Source organism: Paenibacillus hamazuiensis (genome assembly GCF_023276405.1).
In the GTDB taxonomy this organism is placed as follows: domain Bacteria; phylum Bacillota; class Bacilli; order Paenibacillales; family NBRC-103111; genus Paenibacillus_AF; species Paenibacillus_AF hamazuiensis.
In genome coordinates this window covers 7,271,577-7,295,302 of record NZ_JALRMO010000001.1, presented here as the reverse complement: position 1 = coordinate 7,295,302, position 23,726 = coordinate 7,271,577, and the positions used below count along the sequence as shown (strand labels likewise).

Below are 23,726 nucleotides of genomic sequence, written 5' to 3'. Positions count from 1 at the left end.
ACGATTCCCCGTCCCGCGCCCCCTGCTCCTAAACTCCACACACTCACTGCGCCATTCCGATGCCCGTATCGGCGCTGCTTGTCTGCAGCTGATACATCCGGTAATAGCGGCCCTGCAGTTTCATCAGCTCGTCGTGGCTGCCCCGCTCGACTTCTCCGCGGTGCAGCACGAGGATTTGATCCGCCTCGCGGATCGTCGACAGCCGGTGGGCGATCATAAACGTCGTGCGGCCTCGGCTTACGACGCGCAGCGCCTGCTGAATCAGCCCCTCGGTCTCGCTGTCGATGCTGGCGGTCGCTTCGTCGAGGATGAGAATCGCCGGATCGTAGGCGAGCGCCCGCGCGAAAGAAATGAGCTGGCGCTGGCCGGCCGACAAAGTGCTGCCGCGCTCCACCACCGGCTCGTCATAGCCGCCGGGAAGCTGCTCGATAAAGCCGGCCGCTCCGACATCCTTCAAGGCTCGCTTCACCCGATCCAGATCGATCCTCTTGTCGTACAGGCTGACGTTGAATTTGATGTCCCCCGCAAACAGAAACGGGTCCTGCAGCACGATCCCCATATGCTTGCGCAGCGCCTGCTTCGACATCCCCGCTATGCTTTGCCCGTCGATCGAGATCGTCCCCCGCGTCGGTTCGTAAAAGCCGAGCAGCAGGTTCATGATCGAGCTCTTCCCGGAGCCCGTGTGGCCGACGAGTGCGACCGTTTCGCCCGGCTTCGCCTCGAACGAAATGTTTTTCAGCACGTAATCGTCATCTTTATAAGCGAACGAGACATTGTCGAATTTAACGTATCCTTTCGGTCTTGCCGTCCCGTCCGCACATTCGACCTCGGCTCCTTCCATGTCGAGGATGCCGAATACTTTTTCTGCGGAAACGAAAGCGCGCTGCGCGTTGGTCAACTGGTCGAAGATCCCGATAATCGGCTGGAAGAAACGGCCCAAATAATCGATAAACGCATAAAAGACCCCGAACGAAATGGCCGAATGCAGCGATTGATTGCCGAAATACCAGATGACCGAAGCGACGAACAGCGCGCTGACGAGTCCCGAAAAATTTCGCGAAGACAAGGAAAATACCCGAAACTGCTTGACGTTGTTCACATAGCGGTCTTCGTTGAGCGCTTCGAACTCCTTGATGCGGTCGTTCTCGCGGCGAAACGCCTGAATCATCGGCATGACGCCGATCGACTCGTTCAGCATCGCATTCATATCGCTGAGCCTCGCCCGCATGACCGAAATGTATTTTTTCGAAAACTTCAAATGAACCCACATCACCGCCGCGAACAGCGGAATCATCACGAGCGTGACAAGCGCAAGCCGCATGTCCAGCAGGAACAACGCGATGTAAATGCCGGCAATATTGATCGAGCTGACGACAAACGTCGCCATGAAGCTGATGAACAAATCGCGGATCGCTTCCGTATCGTTGGCGATACGCGAGACGACCTGACCGATCGGTGTATTATCGAAATATCTGACCGGAATACGCTGAATATGCCGCATAAGGTCCATTCTCATCCGCTGGATGATGCGGTGCGCCGTCGACTGCAGCAAAAATCCCTGCACGAAATGCAGACAGCCCGCAACCAACAGCAGCCCGACAAACAAAGCGAGCCAGCGTATAACCGGCATCACATCGTGGCGGTAAAAGTTCGCTACGTCCGCAGGCGCCAGCTGTACCGCCGAATATACCGCGTTTTCCTTGCCGTTTGAAATTTGCAGCCGGGCTTTGGAAGCGTCCGGCCCGGCCGGAAGCAGCGACCAGTTCCCCTCGATGCGAACCGCTTCGCCGATCAAATACATATGCCGCTCCACCTGCATGATGCGCACTTCCTTGCCGCCGGACGCGGCCAAATCCCGCCCATCCGCCCAGTCGCGGCGGACATAGGATTTGCCCGCGTAATCGACGCGCTGCAAATCGGACGGTACCTTCGCCGGCTCCCATTCATACCAGGGCAGCTGAATGCTGCCGATATGCCGGTCGATGATCAGCTTGCCGATGTACGGTCCGGCAAGTTCCGCGCTCACCGCGCAGACGAGCACCAGCAGCGCGAAAACGATGCGGTACTTGTACAGCAGCGCGTATTCGGCGAGCCTGCGCAGCACGTTCTTTTGACCTTCCATAGTTTCCCTCCTCTTCCCTAAAACTGAACGTACATCCGGCTATTCGAGCAAGCTCGCTTCCATCTGCTGGCGCTCAAATTGCTCCTTGTACCAGCCGCCTTTCATCATGAGCTGCTCATGAGTCCCCTCTTCGACCACCCGCCCTTCGCCCAACACCAATATCCAATTGGCATGCTGCACGGCGGACAATCGGTGCGTGGCGATGAACGTCGTTCTGCCGGCACGTTCTTTGCGGATATTGTGCAAAATGAAGCTTTCCGTTTTCGCATCGACCGCAGACAGCGAATCGTCGAGAATGAGAACCTCCGGATCAGCCAGCAGCGCCCGCGCGATGCCGACGCGCTGCTTTTGCCCGCCGGACAGCATGACGCCGTTTTCGCCGATCAGCGTATCCCAGCCGTCCGGCATCTGCTCCACATCTCCGGCGAAACATGCCATTTCCAACACATGGCGGATTTCCGCGTCCGTCGCATCCGGCTTGCCGACAGCGATGTTTTCACGGATCGTCTTGGAGAGCAGCAAATGCTCCTGCGGCACATAGCCGATCCAGCCGCGCACGCGGCCAAGCTCAATCCGCTCAATCGGCACGTTCGCAATCCACAGGCGGTTCGGGTCGATCGGATATTGGCGGAGAAGCTGCTTCAGCAGCGTGCTTTTGCCGCTCCCGGTGCGGCCCACAAGCCCGAGCGTCTCCCCGCGCTCGAGGCGGAACGAGACGTCCTTCAGACTGTCGGCCGCGGCTCCCGGATAACGGAACGAAAGGCCGGTCGCTTCGATACGGTAAGGCTTCTCCACGTGCACCGTCTCCTCCGCATCCGTCACATCCGGCTGCTGCGAGAAGCTTTTCATCAGCCGATCCGCCGAGGCGCTCCCCCGCTGCAGCACATTGATGAACTCGCCGAACGCGATCATCGGCCAAATGAGCATGCCCAAATAAATGTTAAACGACACGAGCTGCCCGAGCGTAATTTGATCATGGAAAACGAGATAAGCGCCGTAGCCGTTGCCGATCGCCATGCTCAACCCTACAATCGATGAAATGAGCGGATGGAACATCGCGTTGATCGCCGCGACGCGGATGTTTTTTTCCATCACATCCTTCGTCACCCGGTCGAACGCTTCGATATCGTGCTCCTCCTGCACGTACGAACGAACGACGCGCAGCCCGGAAATCGACTCGAGCGCCTGGTCGTTCATTTTGCCGAAAGCGGTTTGCGCCGCGACAAACCGCGTCCGCATCCGCTTGCCGAGCACGCTGATCGACAAGGCGACAAAGGGCATCGGCACGAGCGCCGCCAGCATCAGCTTGAAGCTGATCGTCGATACCATCGTGACGATGACGACGGAAGCGCCGACGACCGTGTTCACGAGCGTCATCACGCCGTAGCCTGCCGTTTGTCCGACGGCCAGCACATCGTTCGTCGCCAGCGCCATCAGCTCTCCCGTGCTGTTGCGCTGGAAAAAGGTCGGCGTCATCCGCGTCCAGTGGCGCAGCAGGCGGCTGCGCATCATTTTTTCCAGCAATATGGCGTTGCCGAACAAGGTGGTGATCCAGATGTAAATCATCGCGTACAAAAACAGGGCCAACACGACGAGCAGCAGCACCGTACCGCGCAGGCCGTCTGCCGTGAGCGTCCCGGTCCGGATCTGGTCGATGGTGGAGCCGATCATTTTCGGCGGGACGATGCTGAGCAGACTTACTATCGTCATCAGCACGATCGCAACCGCATACTGCCGCCACCTCTGCGCGAAAAACCAGCGCATTTGCAGAACAAACGACATACCTTCACTTCCTTTATCCTTTTTTCCAAAAAAGATGAATCCATTATACGCATGCCGGACGAATACGATGTAGAGAAAAATCAATTATAGACTTTTTATAAGGCAAGGTATATTTTACCATCGGTCCATGCTGTTGGCAAACAAATGTTCGTTTGTTTTTCAAAAAAATATCCGCTCGGCATAAAACTCTCTCACTTCGCATGTAAAAAGCGCGTTCCAGGGAATAATAACGTCCGATCTCATATAAAGGAGGCCACCATCCATGTCCAACAATAAAAATATGAACCCGTTCTCCGGAGAGGAAGTCGAAACGGACGGGGTTTACGCGAACGAAGTCGGGCGCGAGGAAACGCTCAAGCGCGGCGATGTGTTCCCTTCCGATCTGACGCTCGGTAAAACCGAATGGGAGCTCGTCAGCCTGCCGCTCGAAAGCCAGGAGGCCGAGCTTTACCAGAACGAAGCCGCCGAAAACAAGCAGCTCCGCAAGCATCTCGACATCGGCACCCGCTCCCCGCGGAACCGGTAAAAAACAGACTATTGCCGGCATAAACAAAAAGCGGTATCCTCCGCTCGTGAGGAGGATGCCGTTTGCCTGAATACGGCGTGCCATCCGGCCTGAAGATAACCCAGCATGCCAAAAAAGAGACGTTCGTTGCTGAACGTCTCTTTGATTTCCATCTTATTTATTCAATATTAGGATAAGTGCTTTTCAAACCATGCGAGCGAATCCCGCATCGCTTTTTCCGGGTCCAAAATATACCTTCTATCCAGCAACTCCAAGCCCAGATATCCCTTATAATCGATATCGTTCAGCGCCTTTAACGCCCCGGCCATATCGAGTTTGCCTTCTCCGGGAACCAAATGCCCACCGGGATTACCGTCTACAAAATGGACATGATTTAAATCGTTTCCGAGTTCCCTGATGAAGTCATGGATCGTATCCTTTCCTGTCGTGGCCATGACATCCGTATCCGCCAAACCTTTCAAATACGGACTCCCGACCTCTTTGATCATCCTGGAAATGTGCTCGGCCCGGTTAAATACATGCGTCGTAAAGCTGGTAAACGCCTCTACGGGAAGGTAAACCCCTTCTTTCTCCGCCGTTTTGCAAATTTCTCCCAAAGATTCCCGGCACCATTTCCACGTTTCCATCTCATCGGCGTCCAAATAGGCGATTCCCGTGGTCACCAGCATTCTGTCGCATTCCAAAAGCGACGCGGCTTTAATATGCCGGCAAAAAAACTCGACGCTTTGCTTGCGGTATTCCGGATCGGGATGGCTGATGCTGATCGGATACACATACTGCTCGGGTGTCAGGCAGATGACCTTTAAGCCTCGTTCTTTGATTTTTTTATTTAACTGCTTGATATCTTCCATCGTAAAGTAGTCCAAATGAAAATGCGGTCCCGAAGCCCACAATTCAATATTTTGGAACCCCAACCTAGCAACGGAATCCAAAAAATAATCCAGGGAATACCTTTTGTAATGATAGTTCGCGGCGGCCACTTGCGAGAGTTGCAGCATAGTCCGAATTCCTCCTAATTTATATTGTTCTCTAAATCAAAAAACTTCCAATTAACGTAGCAACAATGACGGAGATCACGCTATTTATGAGTCCCGGTATCAAAAAGCTGTGATTGAGCACAAACCTGCCGATTTTGGTCGTACCGGCGGTATCAAAAGAGATGGCGGCAAGGCACTGCGACGCGACCGGCAAAAAGTAGTTGGCATTGACGGCCATCCACGCTCCGATGATGATGTACGGCGGCAAATGAAGAGCGATGGCAATCGGGACCATAATCAACGTCGTGGCTCCTTGGCTTGTCGTTAAAGCGGCTACGATAAACATGATTACGGCAAGCGTCCATGGGTGACTATTGACGATCGTGGCGACATGTCCTTGAATAAAAGCGGTTTGTCCGTTGATAAAGGTACCGCTCATCCACGCGAGCCCGAAAGCGCAAACCATCGCCAGCGCCCCCGCCCTGAATATCGGACCGTTAAGAATCGTTTCGATCGCCGGTCGGCCAAAGATAATGATGAGCGTGGCGCAAACCAGCATAATAATCTCAATCGTATACGGCATGGATAACATGGCAGCCTGACCTCCCTGCATCCAGGTCGGTCGCAGGTTCGTAAACATGCCCATAATGACGATCGACAACACGCCAAGCAAAAAGAGCGCAACCGAAGCTTTCGCTCCTTTGGAAACCGCTTGTTTCTCCGCCTTCTGTTCCGGCTTAACGATCAATCCTTCCGCCAGCCTCCGCAAATATTCCGGATCTTCCTCCAACTCCTTCCCCTTGCGTATCGTCAACACCGCACTTATAATAACGCCAACAAGCGTAGCGGGTATTGCAATGGTCAAAATGGATCCCAAACCCACTCCAAGGGGGGCCATAAATCCGATCATAGCTGCGGTAGCCGCCGATACCGGCGAGCAGGTAATCGCCTGCTGGGAGGCGATAATACTGTTTGAAATGGGTCTTTCCGGCCTGATTTTATTATCGAGGGCAAGTTCATTAATAATCGGCAATAAACTATAGACGACATGTCCCGTCCCCGACAAAAAAGTAAACAACCAGGAGATGATCGGAGCTATGATCGTAATATTTTTAGGCGACTTACTTAGCATTTTTTCCGCAAGATGGACTAGAAAGTTGAGTCCGCCCGAAGACTGCAGAGCGGAAGCCGCCAAAACGACCGCTAAAATAATCAACATAACATCGATGGGGGGAGCCGCCGGTTGGACGCGAAAGATAAAAACAAAGATCGCCACACCGACGCCGCCGAGCAACCCCATAAAAACATCGCCTTTTCTGGCTCCAAAAAATATAAGCAAGATGATGATGAACAGCTGAAACCAAAACATGAAGGCTCACCCTCCTTATATGATTTTACCGGCTTGCTTAATCTGAGACTATTTGAATACGCTTACAAAACGCCGATTTCAGGTTTCTCTTTTTGAGTCGGAGGGTGGCTTTGTATGATTGCCGTTTCATGGCCAAAAGCGCCGTTGATTCGGCATATATCCATTTCCTTCCCATTGTATGATACATTTGGTTTAGCTTCATTCCCCACCATCGTCTTATATCGGAATGTCTTGATGTGATAATAACACATAATAATACATTATACAACAATACTTTACAGACTTATTTATGTTCACAGCCCGTACATCTTGTTATATTATAGAGGTACGGAAATAAAACAATATAATACAAGGATTTTTTGGAGGTGAAACCATGGTCGATCATACGGAATCCGCGCCATTATATAAACAGCTGCAAGATAAAATTTTGGACTCCATCCATAACGGCACACTGAAGCCAGGAGACAAGCTCCCTACGGAATTGGAGTTAAGCGAAAGCAACAATGTCAGCCGGGTCACGGTCCGCTCCGCTCTTGATTCGCTTACCTCTGAAGGATATTTGGTCCGGGTCCCGGGAAAAGGCACTTTTATTAAGAAAGATAAGATCAGGAAAAATGTTACGGAGACGATTGGGTTCAGCGACACTTGCAAACTGCAAAACAAGGTCCCTGGCGCCAAGGTCATCAAATGCGTGATTGAAGAGGCCACCGCTTCAGACCAGGAGCATCTGGGTTTACAACCCGGGGATAAAATCATTAACATCGAAAGAATCAGATATGCCGACAATGTCCCGGTATCTGTGGAATATACCCGTCTTCCTTCTTCCTTTTCTTTTTTGCTGCAGGAAGATTTAAATCATAAATCGCTTTACGAAATTTTAAAAAACAAACACAAAATCACATTTGGCATATCCAGAAAATATATCGTGATGGAATACGCTTCTTTCGATGTGGCCACCTATTTAAATATCGAGGAAGGTCATCCTCTGCTGTGTATCCGAAGTACCGTCAGCAGCCCGGACGGTAAAAAAATCCACCGCTCCAAGCAGTTGATATTAGGGGACAGGTTTGAGCTGATTGTTTAATAAGAAAAGCTCCTTGGCTGGTTAACAACAAAAACAGCATCCTTCCGGCCAGGGAGGATGCTGTTCGCCGTTTCATACCCTATTGCGGAAGCCTTCGCCGCAGCATACTATTGCCGCATGTCACACTCCGGCCAGCGCCTCTCTGTCAGCCGCTTGCGGTGGCTGCTCCAGCCAACCGTTAGCGATCATGATGTTCGCCCCGTCTTCTGCATAACTCAGCACATCCGCCAAAAAACGGGCATAAGAGGCGGACAAATCGGCTCTCATGGAGGTGCCCAGCGAATCTCCGATGTCCCCGATTCCGATCGTGTTAAGACCGCATACATGAAACAGCATCAATTTGTCCGAGAAAGGCGGCTCCGTCGAAGCGGTCACGTCACCGTCCCAAGTCATCGGAGCAGGCAGCCGGTTTTCAGCCAAAAACCGGTGCAATATTTCCATCTCTTTGTTCGCCAGCTCAATTCCCTTTGCCAGATATTGACGGACTTCGGCCGACCTGGCGACTTGACTGAATCCCGTGAGCAAGGCGCTGCCCATCCCGTTCGTCTGCATATTTCCATAAATGTTGGCAATTTCGATAGCGGTAAGCGGTCTGTCCTTTTCCTTCAGCAAATTGGACAGAAAACTCATCTTCCGCACAAAATCGACTTTTTGCGGAACGGGAATATAAGGCGCTCTAATATATAACCCTTTGGATAAAAGCATACCCGTCGCTTTATTGCACAGCTCCGCCGAATCCGTAAGGGCCATATTATAAAACCTGATCACATCATCGCGGGCGGCAAGGCTGAGTCCGAGGCTGTTCGCTTTCAACCCCGCCCTGGACATCTGCTTCAAATACTGAAGAAAAAACGTATCCGAGTACAATCTCGGGCAGTTCGGATTCACGTCTTCATCCGTAAATCCTTGCGGGACTGCGGCATTTTCGCTTTCCATGATTTTCTTAACCGTTTGAATATGCTTCTGGGCGACGCTCAGCGCGTAGTCGATGACAGGCTTGATTTCGGAATCTTCGACTTTTTGCGCAAAATATTTCAAAATGCAAACCGCCATCGTATCGTTCGTATATGAAATCCATAAATGGGCGATTTCCGCTGAAGTAAGCCGATTGTTATGTTCAGCTTCCATATGTACCTCCGGTAGTTCATGCTTGTCAAGCAAAGTATTCCCACCGGCTCCCCGGCGTATCCGGCCCCGTGGAAAAAAGCAAAAGACTCTCCGTCGGAGAGTCTGATTTCAGGGAAACAACTAAAAGTTACTTCCTCCCGTAATCCGCCTTGATTTCGCCCCACTTCCGCGTATCCCACTTCAGCACCTTGTTCGGATACGAGTTCGTTTGCAGCCATTGGACCGCCCTGTCGACGAGGGACCAAATTTGCTCTGTGGAGGCGTCGCGCACAAGCGTGCTGGCGACCGCTTTGTTTTTCACCCAGCTCAGCGCGGTGCGGGAATCGCTGTACACGGTCATGGAGCTGCCTTTTTTCTTGAGGTAGGCCAGCGCATGCACAATAGCCAGGAACTCGCCCATGTTGTTCGTTCCTTTCGGGATCGGATCGTGGGAAAAAAGCACCTCTCCCGTGCGCGTGCACACTCCCTTGTACTCCACAATGCCCGGGTTGCCGCTGCAGCCGACGTCGACGGAGATGCTGTCAAGCTCCACTTCCTGCGGCTCGCTTTCCGCCGAGGAAGCTTTCCTCCTGAGGCCGGCGCCGCCGGAACCCGGTTTTGCTGCGGTTTGAGCTGCAGCGAACGCCGCCTTCCAGCCCTTGGCATACATCGCCTTGGCTTCCGCTTCGCTTTCGAAAGATTTGAATTTCGCCTGCGGGTATCCGTTCGTTTGCGCCTGGCACTCCGCCCATGTCGTATAAATGCCCGGCCGCCTGCCTTCCCAGACGACGTAATATTTCGATTTGGCCACGATTTACGTCAACTTCCTTCCGCTTTCGCTTTTTTGAAAAAATCGATCAGCACCGCTCCGTATTTCATGAACTTCGCTTCCCCGATTCCCTTGATCTTCAGCATCGCGGCCGGATTCGTCGGTCGTACGTCCGCCAGCTCGCGCAGTGTGCTGTCGGAGAATACGACGTACGGCGGCACCTTCTCGCGCCGCGCGATGTCGAGCCGCAGCTGCCGCAGTTCTTCGAACATGCCGTCCTGCGCGGCCGGACGCTCTTCCACGCGACGCACCCGCTGCACGACCTTCGCCTGCCCGGTCAGCACGTCCATCGCCGCCTGCGTCAGCTTCAGCACCGGGTACTGGCCGTCGGTCAGCGCCAGGTACCCTTCGGCGGCGAGCATATTGATCATATCCGCGATGTCCTTTTCCGTGTACTGCTTCATCAAGCCGTACGTCGGCAGGCTGTCGAAACCGAGCTCCAGCACGCGTTTGTTCTTCGACCCTTTCAGCACCGAGGCGACCGTCGTCACCCCGAACCGCTCCCGCATCCGGCGGACGCAGGAGAAAATCATTTGTGCCGCCACCGTAATGTCGGTCAGCTCCGTGTCGCCGCTGCAGTTGCTGCATTTGCCGCACTCCTCTTCGGACATGTCGCCGAAGTAGCGGACGATGTATTTTTGCAGGCACATCGTCGTGTGACAGTAATCGATCATCTGGCGCAGCTTGCGCTGCTCATGCGTCTTCCGCTCGGGGTCCAGCGTCGACTGCTCGATGAGAAACTTCTGAATATGAATATCCTGCGGGCTGAACAGCAATATGCAGTCGCTCGGCTCGCCGTCCCGCCCGGCGCGCCCCGCTTCCTGGTAATAAGCCTCCATATTTTTCGGCATATTAAAATGAATCACATACCGCACGTTCGACTTGTCGATCCCCATTCCGAACGCGTTGCTTGCGACCATCACCTGCACCTCGTCGTACAGGAACGCATCCTGGCTTTCCTTGCGCTCCTTGTCCGTCATGCCGGCGTGGTAGCGTCCGACGGAGATGCGCTTTTTGCGCAGCAGCTCGTACAGCCCGTCGACCTCCTTGCGCGTGGCGGCATAAATGATGCCGGCCTCGCCCTTGCGCGCGCCGATGTAGCCGGTGACGAAATCGCGTTTGTTCTCGCCCTTCACGATGCCGAACGTCAGGTTGGCCCGGCCGAAGCCGGTCATAAATTGGTTCGGCTCGTGCAGCCGCAGCAGCTCGACGATGTCGCGGCTCACCTCGGGCGTCGCCGTTGCCGTAAATGCGGCCACGATCGGCCGCTTCGGCAACTGGCGGATGAACTGGTGAATCGCCAGATAGCTCTGGCGGAAATCATGCCCCCACTGCGATACGCAGTGAGCCTCGTCGATCGCGACGAGCGGAATTTCGAGCTCGCCCATCAGCTCGAGAAAGCGCTCCGTCTCGAGCCGCTCCGGCGCGATGTACAGCAGCTTGTATTCGCCGCGCGCCGCCTTGCGGATACGGGTTTCCGCCTGCGCATACGTCAGCGAGCTGTTGATGTAAGCGGCCGGGATGCCGTAGCTTTCCAGCCCGTCGACCTGGTCTTTCATCAGCGAGATGAGCGGCGAAATGACGATTGTCGTGCCGGGAAAAATCAGCGCCGGAATCTGGTAGCAGATCGATTTGCCGCCGCCCGTCGGCATAATGCCGAGCGTATCCTGGCCGCTGATGATGCTGCGGATAATATTTTTCTGCCCTTCGCGAAACGAGGGATAGCCGAAATACTGCTGCAGCAGAGATTCCGCCCGGGTAAGGCTTACTTGCTCGATTCCCATCCGTTCCATCCTTTCCTATAGTTCGCCGCGGCGGCGCCGCGATACGACCGGTTCGCCGTCCCACAGCACCTGCGTGGACGCCTTCCGGCTTTTCACTTCGGGCTCCTCCAGCAGCAGGAAAAAGTTTTTCGTCGGCAAATATCCGAGATCGTGCTTGGCCGACAGCTTGTCAAGATAAGGTCTCATGTCCTCGAGATTGCCCGACATGTTGTCTCCCTGATTCGAGAACGCGTACAAGGCGCTGGCGACCGGCACTCGTTTGACGCGATACCTCTCCACCGCCCGCAAAAAGAAATCCCAATCCCAATAATGGTACATCTCCGTATCAAAAGGGCCTAAAACGTCGTGCAGCTCCCTACGGTACAGGCATCCCGACGACACGAACGTCGAAAACCGGCGCATCGCCTCCACATCGTGCTCGTACGCGAACACAAACCGGTTTGTCGCCCGGCGCACGCCGTTCTCCACCACGTAGTCGAAAATCTCGACGTCCGAGTAAACGAGATCGCTGTCCTGAAGCTCCTTAAGCATCCGTTCGACATGGCCGGGCAGCAGCAGATCATCGTCGTCGCACAGCATGATGATCTCCCCCGACACCTCCATGAGGCCGCGGTTGCGGGCGTGAACGTGTTTCCGGTTGGAAGGCATGTCCACCACGCGCAGGTTCATCTCCGGATACAGCTCCCGCACAAAATCGACCCGCTCCCCGCCGTCGTTCACAACGATCACTTCCAGCCGCGAGTATGTTTGGCGCGACAGCGACTCGATCAGCTCACATAAAAAATCGGGCCGGTTATAGGTGGGAATGATGACCGAAACAAGCGGATTTTCCAACAGGACTCCCTCCCTGTATCCCACATCCGGCACATAGCCGGCCGATGGGAACTCATTTTGTTCCTATTATATATAAAAATGACCGGGAATCCCACCCGCAGTTATGCGAAGAGATCAAACCGGCCTTTTGATTTTTTGCAATTATTTCCATTTATTTGTAACACAATTGAAATGTGTATTTCATCTTGCTTTAATGTTCGTCGCCTATACTCATAAGTGACCCCCCTTTTTTAATATATATTCCTTAAGACCCGCGGGCCCGCTGCTTGTGGGTCTCTTTTTTTACCCTTTTTGGGATGTCAGAAAAATTTACATTGGTTTCCATAAATCGGGACATCCGTCCGCCGCCTATGGTAATATCGTTATATACCGCGCTATTACAACAGCTTGAAAGAGGTGCCCGCATGTATATCCTCCTCGTTGACGACATCCCTTTAATCGGCAGAATTATCCGTCAGGAGATCGAAGCGTTGGACCGAAAGCTGCTTCATGCGTTAGACGGAATCGAAGCGAAGGATTTATTGGTCCGTCACGCCTCCCAAATCGAGCTTATTTTACTCGACTGGAACTTGCCGGAAATCGATGGCCTGCAGTTTTTGAAAATGCTGAAAAGCCATCCCTCATATAAGAACATCCCGGTTATTATGCTTACGGCCGAAGATAAGAGGCCGAACGTGATTCAAGCGTTTAAAGCCGGGGCTTCCGATTATTTGGTCAAGCCTTTTTCACGGGAAGATTTAGGTCAAAAGATCATGAAAGCGTTAAACCTGCCCCGGCAGCCCCAATAAGGCGGCTCGTTACCGTCCGGCATCGCACCGAATCGACAATTGGGCAGCATATGAAGCAAGCCGGCCGCTCCCGCTAAGGGACGGCCGGCTATGTTCGATTCCGCTCCTCTCTCCATTTCCGTCCCCAGCCGCGCATTTCGCGAAGAACGCGGCGAAAGTCTTCGTTGGAAAGGGCATTGGTAGCGGTCCAATGAATTTTCATGATTTTGTTTTAAGCCTTGCGAGAGAGGTATATTACAGCAAAAGAGACAACAAGTTCTGGTAATGTAAGATTGTATGTCATGCCCTTAGATAGATATGATCAACTCTTTGAACTTAAGGATAAGCATATAGGAAAAATCTACGAAATAGCTGAGGAGTACATCATCCTTAATTCTAGAATAAGACAGGGAACTAGGGAATCTGCTTTTGCTTTCACCATTTCAAGATCATACTAATTCATCGTCTCTACTTCATTGCATATAGGGCCCCTGTGGCGCAAACGCCTGATCAACTTCATCGGTTGATAATACACCTGATGCTTTCGTCTGCAGTAAAAAAGGCTGCAGATCTGCAGCCTTGCTTAATTATTGGTATACGTTACCAGCCCCATAAACACCATTGGTTGAGCTAGGATTTGTAATTTTCAAATACACGCCCGATTCTTTTTCAAATGTACTGATAGTTTCATAATACCAAGTACCTTTTTTTCTGTAGAAATCTTGAATTATCTTTTCACCTTTTACATCATCAGAGAATACACCTTTTTTAACAATTTGGTAAACCACTGTTACCTTGGTGTTAGTAGATGGGAGCTCTTGCCAGCCATTAATTCCTACTGAATAGCCTGTCATATCAAAAGATGAATCACTGTAAGCTGTATGAGTGCAACAACTACCTTGTTTAGCAAGATCGAACTCATAATAAGCAACAGCTGTGGATAAAGTACTCATATTTGGATTTGAAGATTTTTTTTCAGATGTATCATACACAATGGATTTCTCATCTCTCGTACTTACATCACCTATAACTAACTTCCATGTACTATCCATGTCTTTAACTACAGGAAGTTCAACCGACTCCACTCTTCCATCGTTCTTTCTTTTTAAAGATATAGTGGCCTTAATTGTTTCACCGGTTTTTTTAATATTTTCCAACTTTGCATCATTAAATTCGTTATTGCGAAGAATCACATTGTATTCACTTTTTTGTTGTTCTGACGAAGTAAAACGTTTGTCAATTACCCATTTTACCATTTCTTCCGGATCTTGTTTTTCAACAGCTTTAATGTAACTATTGACCGTTGATTTTGCTAGTTGTACATCTGTCTCAGAAGCATTGGTTTTCTGAGGGGAGATAACTAATGTTGAAAAAATAAGAGCTAGTGTTGCAATTCCTGTAAAACCACGCTTTACAATTTTCATATTTTCAATAACCTCCTAAAATTTTATTCAATTAACATTATAAACCATTTCTATAAAATGTAAATATATTCTTTTATATCAAATTTATTGCTATAGGATAAATTCTTGGGTACTATAAAATTATTAAATCTAGGCGGTGATGAATTAAGTGGCGCTTTTAAAAGATAGTGAGGAGAAGGAAAAAATGTATGCTCTTCATATGAATATCTGGGAAAAACTTCTTGAATTTGACGAGTCAGATGCCGAAACATACCTCGAGAATTTTTTCAACTCCCTTGACAAACCAATATTAAGCTTCTTTGATAAATTAAAGAATTTACTTCGAAAGCGGACATTTTGGATCTCTATCATTCTAGGTATTACTATTCCGCCCCTATTATTTATATTTTTTGTTTACATTGCTTTATGGATTGAATGAATGGATGAAGATTATCGACCGATCTCTAGCCCAACTTTCCGCGGAATTTTTGCGAAAAAATATTTTTTTCGCTCATTTTTGCCCTAATCGAGAACAAAAATCCTTGATTTCAGCGGGTTCATAACTTAAGAAATCAGCGATTTGCAAAAGTAGTGACCTACCGTTTATTTCCATCGACTCTTTCGTAAATAATGAAATACTGAATGCATCAGAATTGCTCGGAAATTAATAGGTTGTAGTGACCAATAAAAAAATGAAAATCCAGTCGAATCAAGGATTAGCGCCGATAGTGACGGAAAGTTGGGCTAGAATTCATTAAGATGGTTCTAGCCGGTCAGGGAAAGGCCGCGGTAGAAGCGGCGAGATTTGCCGGGTTGACGTAGGCCGTAGCGTAGCAGTGACGGAACAGAAGGGGAAGCTGCGCGGTCCAAGGTGGCTTGCCGCGGTGGGGCAGATGTCCGGGTTTACGGAGGTCCAGAGCCGGTAACTCTTTATACCAGGGCCCCGGAATCGAAGGTGCAGATGATCGCGGTGCGGGATATCAGCGCGCTCGCTTCTCTCGTTTTTGCCGATTCTGGAACGTATATCGGAAAAAATCTGGAAATTGCCGGCGATGAGCTGACGATTGCTGAGGCTTTAGAGGCGATTCAGCGCGTTTACGGCGTCCCCGTTAGCTACAAGGCGCCAAATGTGCGGCAGGACGGCGGCGATGAACACGACGGCGTCAAAGCGGCCGCTTTTTTCGACAGAGAAGGCTACCTTGCGGACTTGCCCGCCCTTCGCCAAATATATCCGGAGCTGCTGGATTTCCCCTCATGGCTGGCGCTGTTGAAAGACGGAAAGTTATACAGCAGTTAAGTTAAACGGAGCGTGCCTCACAAGAGGACACGCTCCGCGTGCGTATAGACGTTCAACTTCCGGCCGCGGACAAAACCGACGACGGTGATGCCCAAATCGTGAGCGAGCTTCAGCCCAAGATCGGTTGGCGCCGATTTGGACAGCAGGATGCCCGCACCGATTTTGGCCGTCTTGAGCAGCACCTCGGACGAAATCCGGCCGCTGAACGCGATCACCTTGTCGCCGGTCGGGATCCGCTCGCGCAGGCAGTGGCCGTACAGCTTGTCGAGCGTATTGTGCCGGCCGATATCGGTCCGCACGGCAAGCACCCGGTCCGGCGTGCAGAGCGCCGCATTATGCACGCCGCCGGTGCGGAGAAAATCGCCGGAGCTCGTCTGCAGCGCCGCCATCAGAGCGAAAATTTGCTCCGGCGCAATACGGGTCCGCGATGTCACGGTTTTCGCCGTACGGACGTCGCCCGCGAGGTAAAACTGCCGGCTTTTGCCGCAGCACGACCCGATAAACCGCTTCGAGGCCAGCTCCATCGCCGCCTTGGCCGCTTCCGGCTGCGCGTGCTCGGCGTATACGAAGCCTTTGCCCGCGTCGAGCGTGAGCCGAGCCAGGTCGCCTGCGGTGCGGATGACGCCCTCGGAGGCGAGAAAGCCGACCGCAAGGTCTTCGAGGTCGCTCGGCGTGCAAACGATCGTCGCAAACTCCGTCCCGTCCACCTTAAGGGTGAGCGGAAATTCGGCCGCGACCTCGTCCTCCGCTTCCAGCCAGCCGCCGGGCTCCCCTCTCCCGCCTACATCTCCTTCCGCTTCGGCCGGCGCTTCGTATTTGCGGACCGGCCACGCCGCGGATGCGGCTGTCCTTGCGGCGGCGTACGGCTCGGAGCAGATGCTGCCCGGTTCGCATGGTCCCGGCTGCTTTTTTACGGTTGTTTCAGCTGCGTCATACTCCCCTTCCACCGCACTCACTCCGTTTCCGTCTCCAATTCTTCGATGCGCCGCTCCACATATTTCGTATCCTTGTGAGCATGATATGTCTCCGCCTTCTCCACGACCACCGCCGTATTGTACTCGGGGATGCCGGCATACTGCTCGTACACGCCCTTCGGGATGAGGGCGTTGCCCTCCGGCCAATGCACCTCGATGTTGCCCGGCCGCACATCGTCCAGCTTCACGCGTCCGTGGAACGTGCCGTGCGCGTTGTAAACGACGATGGCTTCGCCGGCGGCCAGCGACAGCGTGCGGGCATCGTCCGGATGCATGAGCACATCGTAGCGGTCCGCCGCGTTGAAAGGATCGCGCTCACTGTAAATCATCGAGTTGAACTGCTTGCCCCGCCGCGTCGTCACGTAAAAATGCCCCTCCGGCTTGCGCAGCTCCGGCAGCTCGATCGGCAGCAGCCGGCCCCGCCCGTCATCCGTCGGACAGACGCCGTCCTCGCACAGCCAGGCGCCGCCCCACTGGAATACGTCACCGCGCTTCGACAGGTGCTGGATGCCGTCATAGCTCGGCGCCGCTCTCGCGATCTCCCGGCGTATATCCGCCGCACTTGCAAAAGCGATGAGCTCCTTGCGCTCCGGCTTCACCCGGGAGGCAAGATCGATATAAATCTGCCATTCGGCGCGCGCTTCCCCGATTCGCGGCCCTTCGATCTCCGGCGAAAAATAGACCATCCGCTCCGTCGACGTCGATGTACCGCCGCCCGGCTGCTCGTAGCGCGTCATCGCAGGCAGCACGACGACCGCTTCGCGTGCGTCGACAAGCGTCGACGTGTTGAAAATGATGTCCTGGTGCACCCGGACATCGACTGCTTCGAGGCAGCGCCGGACGAACTCGGGATCCGGCATCGTTTCGAGGAAGTTGCCGCCGGACGTGTAAAACAGCTTCAGCTTCCGCTCGTGCTCTTCCGGCAGCAGCGCATTCTCCAGCGACACGCCGACGATGTCGCCCTGCCATGCCGGCAGCTTGAAGCCCCATACGCCTTCGATGCGCGCGATGTCGGCGCCTTTAAACTCGCCACCCGGCAGGCTGAACGGGTCGGCGCCCATCTCGCCCGAGCCCTGCACGCCGCTGTGGCCGCGGATCGGCATCAGGCCGCAGTACTCGCGGCCGAGAAACCCGCGCAGCAGCGCGAGATTCGCGACCTGCGAAATGTTGTCGGTGCCGAAGCGGTGCTGCGTCAGCCCCATCGACCACACAAACACCGCCGACTTCGCCCCGGCGAGCAGCTTCGCAAACCCGGCGATCCGCTCCCGGCCGAGGCCGCTCGATCGCTCCAGCGCCGCCCAATCCTGCGCGAGCACATGCGCGCGCAGCTCCTCCAGCCCGCTCGTATGCTCGCGGACGAACGTCCAGTCGATCGCGGAGCCCGGCCCCCGCTCCTCCATCTCGAACCACACCTTCATGACTCCGTTCATGAAGGCGATATCCCCGCCGATGTTCACCTGCACCACATCGTCGGCCAGCTTCGTGCCGAACAGCGCGGACTCCGGCACGGACGGGATCCAGTACCGGTCCATCGACGGCTCGCGGTACGGGTTGATCACAACGATCTTCGTCCCCCGGCGCTTCGCGGCGTACATATATTTTGTCGATACCGGCTGGTTGTTCGCCGCCACGCTGCCCCAAAACACGAGCACGTCGGTGCCGATCCAGTCCTTGTAGCTGCACGTCGACGCACCGACGCCGACCGACCGCTTGAGGGCCGTCTTCGACGGCGAGTGGCAGATGCGCGACGCGTTGTCGATATTGTTCGTCCCGAGAAACCGCGCCGCCTTGGCCGCGACGTAATACGACTCGTTCGTAATGCCGCGCGCGGTCAAATAAAACGCGAGCTGCTTCGGATCGATCGCGCGGATTTTCGCGGCGATGAAATCGAGCGCCTCGTCCCACCTGACGCGGCGGAACCGCCTCTCCCCGCGCCCGCGCATGAGCGGATACGGGATGCGGCCGAGCTTCCGCAGCGCGGTGCTGTCCATCCGCCGCAGGTCGTCGATGTCGGCGTGCAGCGTCTCCGGCTTCATCGCCGACATCGTGCTGAGCCGCAGCACGTTCAGCCGCGTCGTGCATACGTGCGGCCCGGCGAGCGTCTGATCGTACAGGCCGGACACCCCGAGCGCGCAGCCGTCGCACACGCCCTGCGTCAAAATACGGAACGCGTACGGCAGGTTGTCGCGGTTGTCCCAGACGATTTTCGCCGTCTCGCGGATATGGTGCGGCTTCACCTTGCCAAGCCCGAACGGCACCGCGCTCACCCAGAGCGACGGGTCCGGCGTTTTCGGCAGCTTGATCGGCCCGGTATGCTTCGTTTTCCCCATAACGTTTCCTCCCGCTTGTGCACCGGCCCTCCGGACAGGGAAGCCCCGGCTAACAAAAAACCGCCGCAAAACAGTCCTCTGGCTTCATCGCAAAAAGACGGTTTGTACGGCGGTTAGTCTGTAACAGGTTCGCTGTCCGAGTGCCAACTGCACTATTATTCGATTGGTTTGAACTTCATCTCGATGTCCCGGTCGAATACAAAAATCGACATGCCGAGATCTTTATCGATGTCGATATCCACGAACAGATCGACGAACTTTGCGCCGAGCAGTTCCTCCATCTCCACCGGATGGTGCTGGCGGTACATCATCTTCACCATCTCCGTGCGGGCGGCGCGGACCATCTGCTTGCCGTCGCTGGCGGAGGCGATAAATTTTTCCACGGGAGACAAGTTGCCTTCCATCTCGCAAATCGCCCAGCACTTGCAAAAGGTCGTCGTAATCTTGGCCGGCCCTTTGCCCATGTGCCGCTTGCGGAACGCCTTGACCAGATTGCTGAACTCGGCTTCCATTTTGTTCATGCTTTTGCATCACCCAAACTTGAGCCATTACGGATACGTCCATCTTATCAAGAAAGCGCCGTCATGACAATATTTCACGCAACTTCCGCGCCCGTTTCGGGAGCTCCGCCGGAATCCAAACCCGCTTCAGGGCCCATTTACCACTTACCCTGGCTCTTCGGCCACCTATATAATAGAGTTACTAGTTTTGCAGAATCCCGATCGAGACGCAACGATTGCATCGCTTTAAACTACGATAAAAAGGTGGTGAACCCGCCATGAATCGCCGTTTTGTAACGATCCCCTTGACGGTGCTGACGGTTGGCCTGACTTTTCTGTTGGCCGCCCGCACCGATGTCGACGCCATCAAACCGTCTGCAGGAGCCGACAAAGCTGCGGCTACATCCGCAGCTGCCGCCAACACTGCCACACCGGCATTCGCTGCACCCGCGGCCCCCTCGGGTTCGCCCGATGCGGGCTCGACGGCTGCCGGAAATACGACGCCGGACACCTCGAACCGCACGGAATCGAAACAAGCAAACGAATCGGACTTTATCGGTCCTGTGCTCCTTATAGGACCTCCCTATACCGCAATCGAAGCGGCGGCTTCCGGCTCTGCGCCTGCTGCCCCCAACAGCGGCGCACCGGCAACCGCACCCGCCGAAGCAGCAGCAGCTCCGGGCCCCGGTTCCGGCAAGACTGCCCGGAGCTCCGGCTCCGCCGACAGCACATCCGCTGCCGGAAGCGGCGCGGTTCCCGCATCCGTCTCTTCCTCCCGAACGGTGCTCGGCTATTATGTAAAGTATTCCGATGCGGACAAGACCAGCTATAAAAGCTTGTCCGCCAATCACAGCTATCTGAACGAAATTTCGACGGCTACTTTTTCCCTGGACGGCAGCGGCGGCATCGTAGGGAGCGCGCCTGCGGAAGGGCTTAAGGCCGCAGACAGCTTCGGGATTCAATCGTATGCCGCGATCACCAACATGGTGAACGACCAGTTCGATCCGGACATCGCTCATGCGATTTTAACGAATGCCTCCGCCCGCACTGCGGCGCTGGACCATATCGAAGCCGTCGTTTCCGGCAGCGGATATAAAGGCGTCAATCTCGATATCGAAAACATATTGCCCACTGACCGGAGTTCCTTTACCTCTTTCGTCAAGGAGCTGTCCGACCGGATGCATGCCAAAGGGCTGACGACGATCGTGTCCGTCCCCGCCAAAACGACCGATTCCATTAGCGCCGCCTGGGAGGGCGCATTCGATTACGCAGCTTTGGGTGAGGCTGCCGATTATATTCAGCTGATGACCTATGACGAAAACGGCCCTTGGGGCCAGCCGGGTCCTGTCGCCGGATTGCCTTGGGTGGAGCGCGTCATCCAATATGCGGTAAGCCAAATTTCGCCGCACAAGCTGTACATCGGCCTGCCGTCTTACGGCTACGATTGGAACGCCGTTCCCGGCGCCGAAAATAAAGGCTTATCGTGGAGGCAGATTCCGTCCATTTTAGCCCAAACGGGAGCCGCCCCACAGTGGGACGACACGGAAAAGTCGCCGTTTTTCACCTATACGGCAGTCGACGGCTCACAGCATACGGTGTGGTACGAGAACGCGGACAGCATTCAGGCCAAAACGAGACTGGCTGTCAAATACGACTTGGCCGGAGTATCCGTTTGGCGACTGGGCCAAGAGGATGAAAGCTTTTGGAAAGCGGTGCGGGCCGGTTTGCACTAATATCCCACCCCTCTATAAAAAATAGCATAATATGGGAATGTCGGTTTGTTTTATACGATATAGCCGGGAGGTCAATTCATGGCGGAGCAAGTGATCGTATCCGAATATAATCCCGAATGGGCTCTAGAATACGAGCGGGAGAAAGACAAAATCGCCGCAGCGCTTGACGATATTCGCTTATCCGTCGAGCACATCGGCAGCACGTCCGTTCCCGGGCTCGGCGCCAAGCCGGTCATCGATATGATGGTAGGCGTGGAGCATCTGGACCTTATAGAGCAGAGACATATAGACGCCTTAAACCGCATTGAATACGAGTACGTACCCAAGCCCGATTTTCCGGAGCGGAGATTTTTCCGCAGAGGCGCCTGGAGAGCGGGAACGCATCATTTACACATTTATGCATACGGCGGCGAAAATTGGACGAGCCAGCTTTTATTCCGCGACTATTTAAGAAGCCATGAGTATGCGCTGAACGAATATTACAAACTGAAAAAGCAGCTGGAAATAAGGTTCAAGCACGATAGAGCCGGCTACACCGAAGCGAAGGCTTCGTTTATCGAACATATCATTTCCCTGGCGAAAAAAGAACGGAACCCCGGGAGCCCGGGCGGCACGGAGGGGTAACGGATGCAGATACGCAGTTCGGTATGCGCGCTGATTATCAGGAACAACCACGTTTTAACCGTGAAGAAACGGGACGACGACTCGTTCGAGCACATTTTGCCGGGCGGAGGACAGGAGTTCGGCGAAACGCTCCCGGATGCCCTGCGCCGCGAAGTTCGCGAAGAAATCGGCGCGACATCCGCGATGTCAAATTGCTGTTCGTCCGCGAATATATCGGAAAAAATCACGAGCATTTGCAGCGGGATCAAGCTTTGCATATCGTCAGCCACATCTTTTTATGTGACATTGCAGAAGAAAATAAGTACCCGCTGCAGCCGGATCCAGATCAGGTTGGCATAGAGTGGCTGCCGATCGGCGAGCTTCACCGCTACAATTTCTACCCCAAGGATCTTATCCCTATCCTTAGGAAGCTGCAAACCCAAACATTCGATGTGTACATCGGCGATATCAATTGATCACCGGAAAGGATGAAACAACAGTGGCATGGACTGCGATTTACGAAAGCGAGCAGGTAAGCCTCGTTGCGGATCGTGAGCACGGGCAGGCGCTGCTCGAAGTATCGAGCGGCGGCTACCGGCCGAGGTATATGACGCTGCGCATGAACGCGGCCGAACTCGACCTGCTGATTGAGGCGCTCCAGCGTGCGAAAGCGGAAATAGTTCAATAAGGGCATAATAATGCCCGGGAATGCTCCCTTAGGATAGCTTCCCGGGCGTTTTCCTTGGCGCCGGGCTTATACGTTGGATCGCCAAATGATGGCACGTACGTCACGCATAGCAGGCTAACGGTTGCTGCCGAGCTTATTTGGCTCAAAAACGTCATTTTTACATTGTAACGGTTGTGGTAGAGCTTATTTCTCATCTTGTACCACTCAAAACGATGAAAGTTCACAAATAACAGCTCTGGCAACCGTTACCGTTCTGAAATCAGCCATTCGGCCCAAATAAGCTCCGCTGCAACCGTTACGCTATGCACGCATGTACCCCATGAGCAGAAACCGATCGTTTTATCGACCGCTGCGCCAAACGCATTCCGCTCCAAGCAGCTTCACCATTTATAACCTTTCGGCGACAAGCCGAAAATCGCTCACGAAATGCGGAAAAAGCACCGGACGGCGCCTGACCGCAAGCGGATGATAGCTTACGGCGACCGGGAAACCTCCCGTCTCATGCCACCGGCCCCTCATGTGCTTCACTTCCGCCTCCGGATTTTGAAAAAACGACTGCACGGCTACGTTGCCGAGGATAAACAACAGCTTCGGCCGCTTGCCTTCGAGCTGCTCCCGCAGGTGAACCGAACATGCCGCTCTCGCCGCTTCCTTGTTATACGCCCGGATCGGGCGGCATTTGAGCAAATACGTCACATACAGAAGGGACAAGTCGATGCCGACGGCCGCGGCGCCCATCTGCAGCGTTTCCCGCGTTCCACAGACAAACGGGTTCCCTTCCTTGTCCTCTCGCGCTCCGGGGTTGTCGAGCAGCACGAGCACCGGTGCTTCCGGATTGCCCTCCCCCCAGATGACGCGGGTACGCTGGCGGTGAAGCTCGCACCGCTCGCAATGAACCGCATGCTCCGGCGGAGCTTCCTCCGGCAAAATAACAGGCGAAAAAGCGGTCACCTGCGCATCCTCCCCATTTTCGAATATAGGTAAAGGATGATCATCCGGCGACCGCCTTATGCAATT

General features: G+C 54.0%; 21 protein-coding genes. 8 read left to right on the top strand and 13 right to left on the bottom strand.

Translation table 11 applies throughout. The features are described from left to right. Nucleotides 1-43 precede the first annotated feature (43 nt). Together MYS68_RS32065 and MYS68_RS32060 are read right to left on the bottom strand one after the other, a co-directional pair. A complete protein-coding gene (locus tag MYS68_RS32065) occupies nt 44-2,122 on the bottom strand; it encodes an ABC transporter ATP-binding protein (protein WP_248929678.1) in 2,079 nt (692 codons plus the stop codon). Nucleotides 2,123-2,161: 39 nt separating this feature from the next. Then, nucleotides 2,162-3,904: an ABC transporter ATP-binding protein gene (locus MYS68_RS32060; RefSeq protein WP_248929677.1), complete on the bottom strand. Its 1,743-nt coding sequence runs from the start codon at nt 3,902-3,904 to the stop codon at nt 2,162-2,164. Between the two features lie 262 nt (nt 3,905-4,166). On the opposite strand from MYS68_RS32060, the gene MYS68_RS32055 reads away from it, so the two are divergent. After that, the gene (locus MYS68_RS32055) at nt 4,167-4,430 is read left to right on the top strand and encodes a hypothetical protein (RefSeq protein WP_248929676.1); all 264 of its coding nucleotides are present in this window, start codon (nt 4,167-4,169) and stop codon (nt 4,428-4,430) included. A 167-nt stretch (nt 4,431-4,597) separates the two neighbouring features. On the opposite strand, the gene MYS68_RS32050 is transcribed toward MYS68_RS32055, so the two are convergent. After that, on the bottom strand, nt 4,598-5,428 hold the full coding sequence (locus MYS68_RS32050; RefSeq protein ID WP_248929675.1) for a sugar phosphate isomerase/epimerase family protein: 831 nt from the start codon (nt 5,426-5,428) through the stop codon (nt 4,598-4,600). A gap of 31 nt (nt 5,429-5,459) precedes the next feature. Continuing rightward, nucleotides 5,460-6,776 (bottom strand): anaerobic C4-dicarboxylate transporter family protein, encoded by a 1,317-nt coding sequence (locus MYS68_RS32045; protein ID WP_248929674.1) that lies wholly within the window; start codon nt 6,774-6,776, stop codon nt 5,460-5,462. Nucleotides 6,777-7,149: 373 nt separating this feature from the next. Here MYS68_RS32045 and MYS68_RS32040 point away from each other — a divergent pair, with 373 nt between their 5' ends. After that, on the top strand, nt 7,150-7,860 hold the full coding sequence (locus tag MYS68_RS32040) for a GntR family transcriptional regulator (RefSeq protein ID WP_248929673.1): 711 nt from the start codon (nt 7,150-7,152) through the stop codon (nt 7,858-7,860). A 120-nt stretch (nt 7,861-7,980) separates the two neighbouring features. Here MYS68_RS32040 and MYS68_RS32035 read toward each other — a convergent pair whose 3' ends face one another. The 4 genes from MYS68_RS32035 to MYS68_RS32020 form a co-directional block, all read right to left on the bottom strand. Further along, a complete protein-coding gene (locus MYS68_RS32035; RefSeq protein ID WP_248929672.1) occupies nt 7,981-8,988 on the bottom strand; it encodes a DUF3231 family protein in 1,008 nt (335 codons plus the stop codon). Nucleotides 8,989-9,115: 127 nt separating this feature from the next. Beyond that, entirely contained in the window at nt 9,116-9,778 is a 663-nt protein-coding gene (rnhA, locus tag MYS68_RS32030; protein ID WP_248929671.1) for a ribonuclease H, read from the bottom strand. 8 nt (nt 9,779-9,786) lie between these two features. After that, complete coding sequence (recQ, locus tag MYS68_RS32025; protein ID WP_248929670.1) at nt 9,787-11,580, bottom strand: DNA helicase RecQ; 1,794 nt, start codon at nt 11,578-11,580, stop codon at nt 9,787-9,789. 15 nt (nt 11,581-11,595) lie between these two features. Further along, on the bottom strand, nt 11,596-12,417 hold the full coding sequence (locus tag MYS68_RS32020) for a glycosyltransferase family 2 protein (RefSeq protein WP_248931080.1): 822 nt from the start codon (nt 12,415-12,417) through the stop codon (nt 11,596-11,598). 401 nt (nt 12,418-12,818) lie between these two features. On the opposite strand from MYS68_RS32020, the gene MYS68_RS32015 reads away from it, so the two are divergent. Beyond that, nucleotides 12,819-13,202: a response regulator gene (locus tag MYS68_RS32015; RefSeq protein ID WP_248929669.1), complete on the top strand. Its 384-nt coding sequence runs from the start codon at nt 12,819-12,821 to the stop codon at nt 13,200-13,202. A 566-nt stretch (nt 13,203-13,768) separates the two neighbouring features. Here MYS68_RS32015 and MYS68_RS32010 read toward each other — a convergent pair. After that, on the bottom strand, nt 13,769-14,605 hold the full coding sequence (locus tag MYS68_RS32010) for a hypothetical protein (protein WP_248929668.1): 837 nt from the start codon (nt 14,603-14,605) through the stop codon (nt 13,769-13,771). 940 nt (nt 14,606-15,545) lie between these two features. Here MYS68_RS32010 and MYS68_RS32005 point away from each other — a divergent pair. Beyond that, entirely contained in the window at nt 15,546-15,881 is a 336-nt protein-coding gene (locus tag MYS68_RS32005; RefSeq protein WP_248929667.1) for a Rossmann-fold NAD(P)-binding domain-containing protein, read from the top strand. Between the two features lie 17 nt (nt 15,882-15,898). Here the strand turns inward: MYS68_RS32005 and fdhD are convergent, their stop codons facing one another. From fdhD to MYS68_RS31990, 3 genes are all read right to left on the bottom strand, one after another. Continuing rightward, the gene (gene fdhD, locus MYS68_RS32000) at nt 15,899-16,636 is read right to left on the bottom strand and encodes a formate dehydrogenase accessory sulfurtransferase FdhD (RefSeq protein ID WP_248931079.1); all 738 of its coding nucleotides are present in this window, start codon (nt 16,634-16,636) and stop codon (nt 15,899-15,901) included. Between the two features lie 197 nt (nt 16,637-16,833). Continuing rightward, the gene (locus MYS68_RS31995) at nt 16,834-19,185 is read right to left on the bottom strand and encodes an FdhF/YdeP family oxidoreductase (RefSeq protein WP_248929666.1); all 2,352 of its coding nucleotides are present in this window, start codon (nt 19,183-19,185) and stop codon (nt 16,834-16,836) included. 155 nt (nt 19,186-19,340) lie between these two features. Next, entirely contained in the window at nt 19,341-19,706 is a 366-nt protein-coding gene (locus MYS68_RS31990; RefSeq protein ID WP_248929665.1) for a Na-translocating system protein MpsC family protein, read from the bottom strand. A 257-nt stretch (nt 19,707-19,963) separates the two neighbouring features. On the opposite strand from MYS68_RS31990, the gene MYS68_RS31985 reads away from it, so the two are divergent. The 4 genes from MYS68_RS31985 (at nt 19,964) to MYS68_RS31970 (ending at nt 22,709) form a co-directional block, all read left to right on the top strand. Continuing rightward, entirely contained in the window at nt 19,964-21,418 is a 1,455-nt protein-coding gene (locus MYS68_RS31985; protein WP_248929664.1) for a glycosyl hydrolase family 18 protein, read from the top strand. Between the two features lie 78 nt (nt 21,419-21,496). Continuing rightward, on the top strand, nt 21,497-22,042 hold the full coding sequence (locus tag MYS68_RS31980) for a GrpB family protein (RefSeq protein ID WP_248929663.1): 546 nt from the start codon (nt 21,497-21,499) through the stop codon (nt 22,040-22,042). A gap of 3 nt (nt 22,043-22,045) precedes the next feature. Next, nucleotides 22,046-22,381 (top strand): NUDIX domain-containing protein, encoded by a 336-nt coding sequence (locus tag MYS68_RS31975; RefSeq protein ID WP_248929662.1) that lies wholly within the window; start codon nt 22,046-22,048, stop codon nt 22,379-22,381. Between the two features lie 139 nt (nt 22,382-22,520). Next, nucleotides 22,521-22,709 (top strand): hypothetical protein, encoded by a 189-nt coding sequence (locus MYS68_RS31970; RefSeq protein WP_248929661.1) that lies wholly within the window; start codon nt 22,521-22,523, stop codon nt 22,707-22,709. A 387-nt stretch (nt 22,710-23,096) separates the two neighbouring features. Here MYS68_RS31970 and MYS68_RS31965 read toward each other — a convergent pair whose 3' ends face one another. Continuing rightward, a complete protein-coding gene (locus MYS68_RS31965) occupies nt 23,097-23,660 on the bottom strand; it encodes a uracil-DNA glycosylase (protein ID WP_248929660.1) in 564 nt (187 codons plus the stop codon). Nucleotides 23,661-23,726 lie beyond the last annotated feature (66 nt).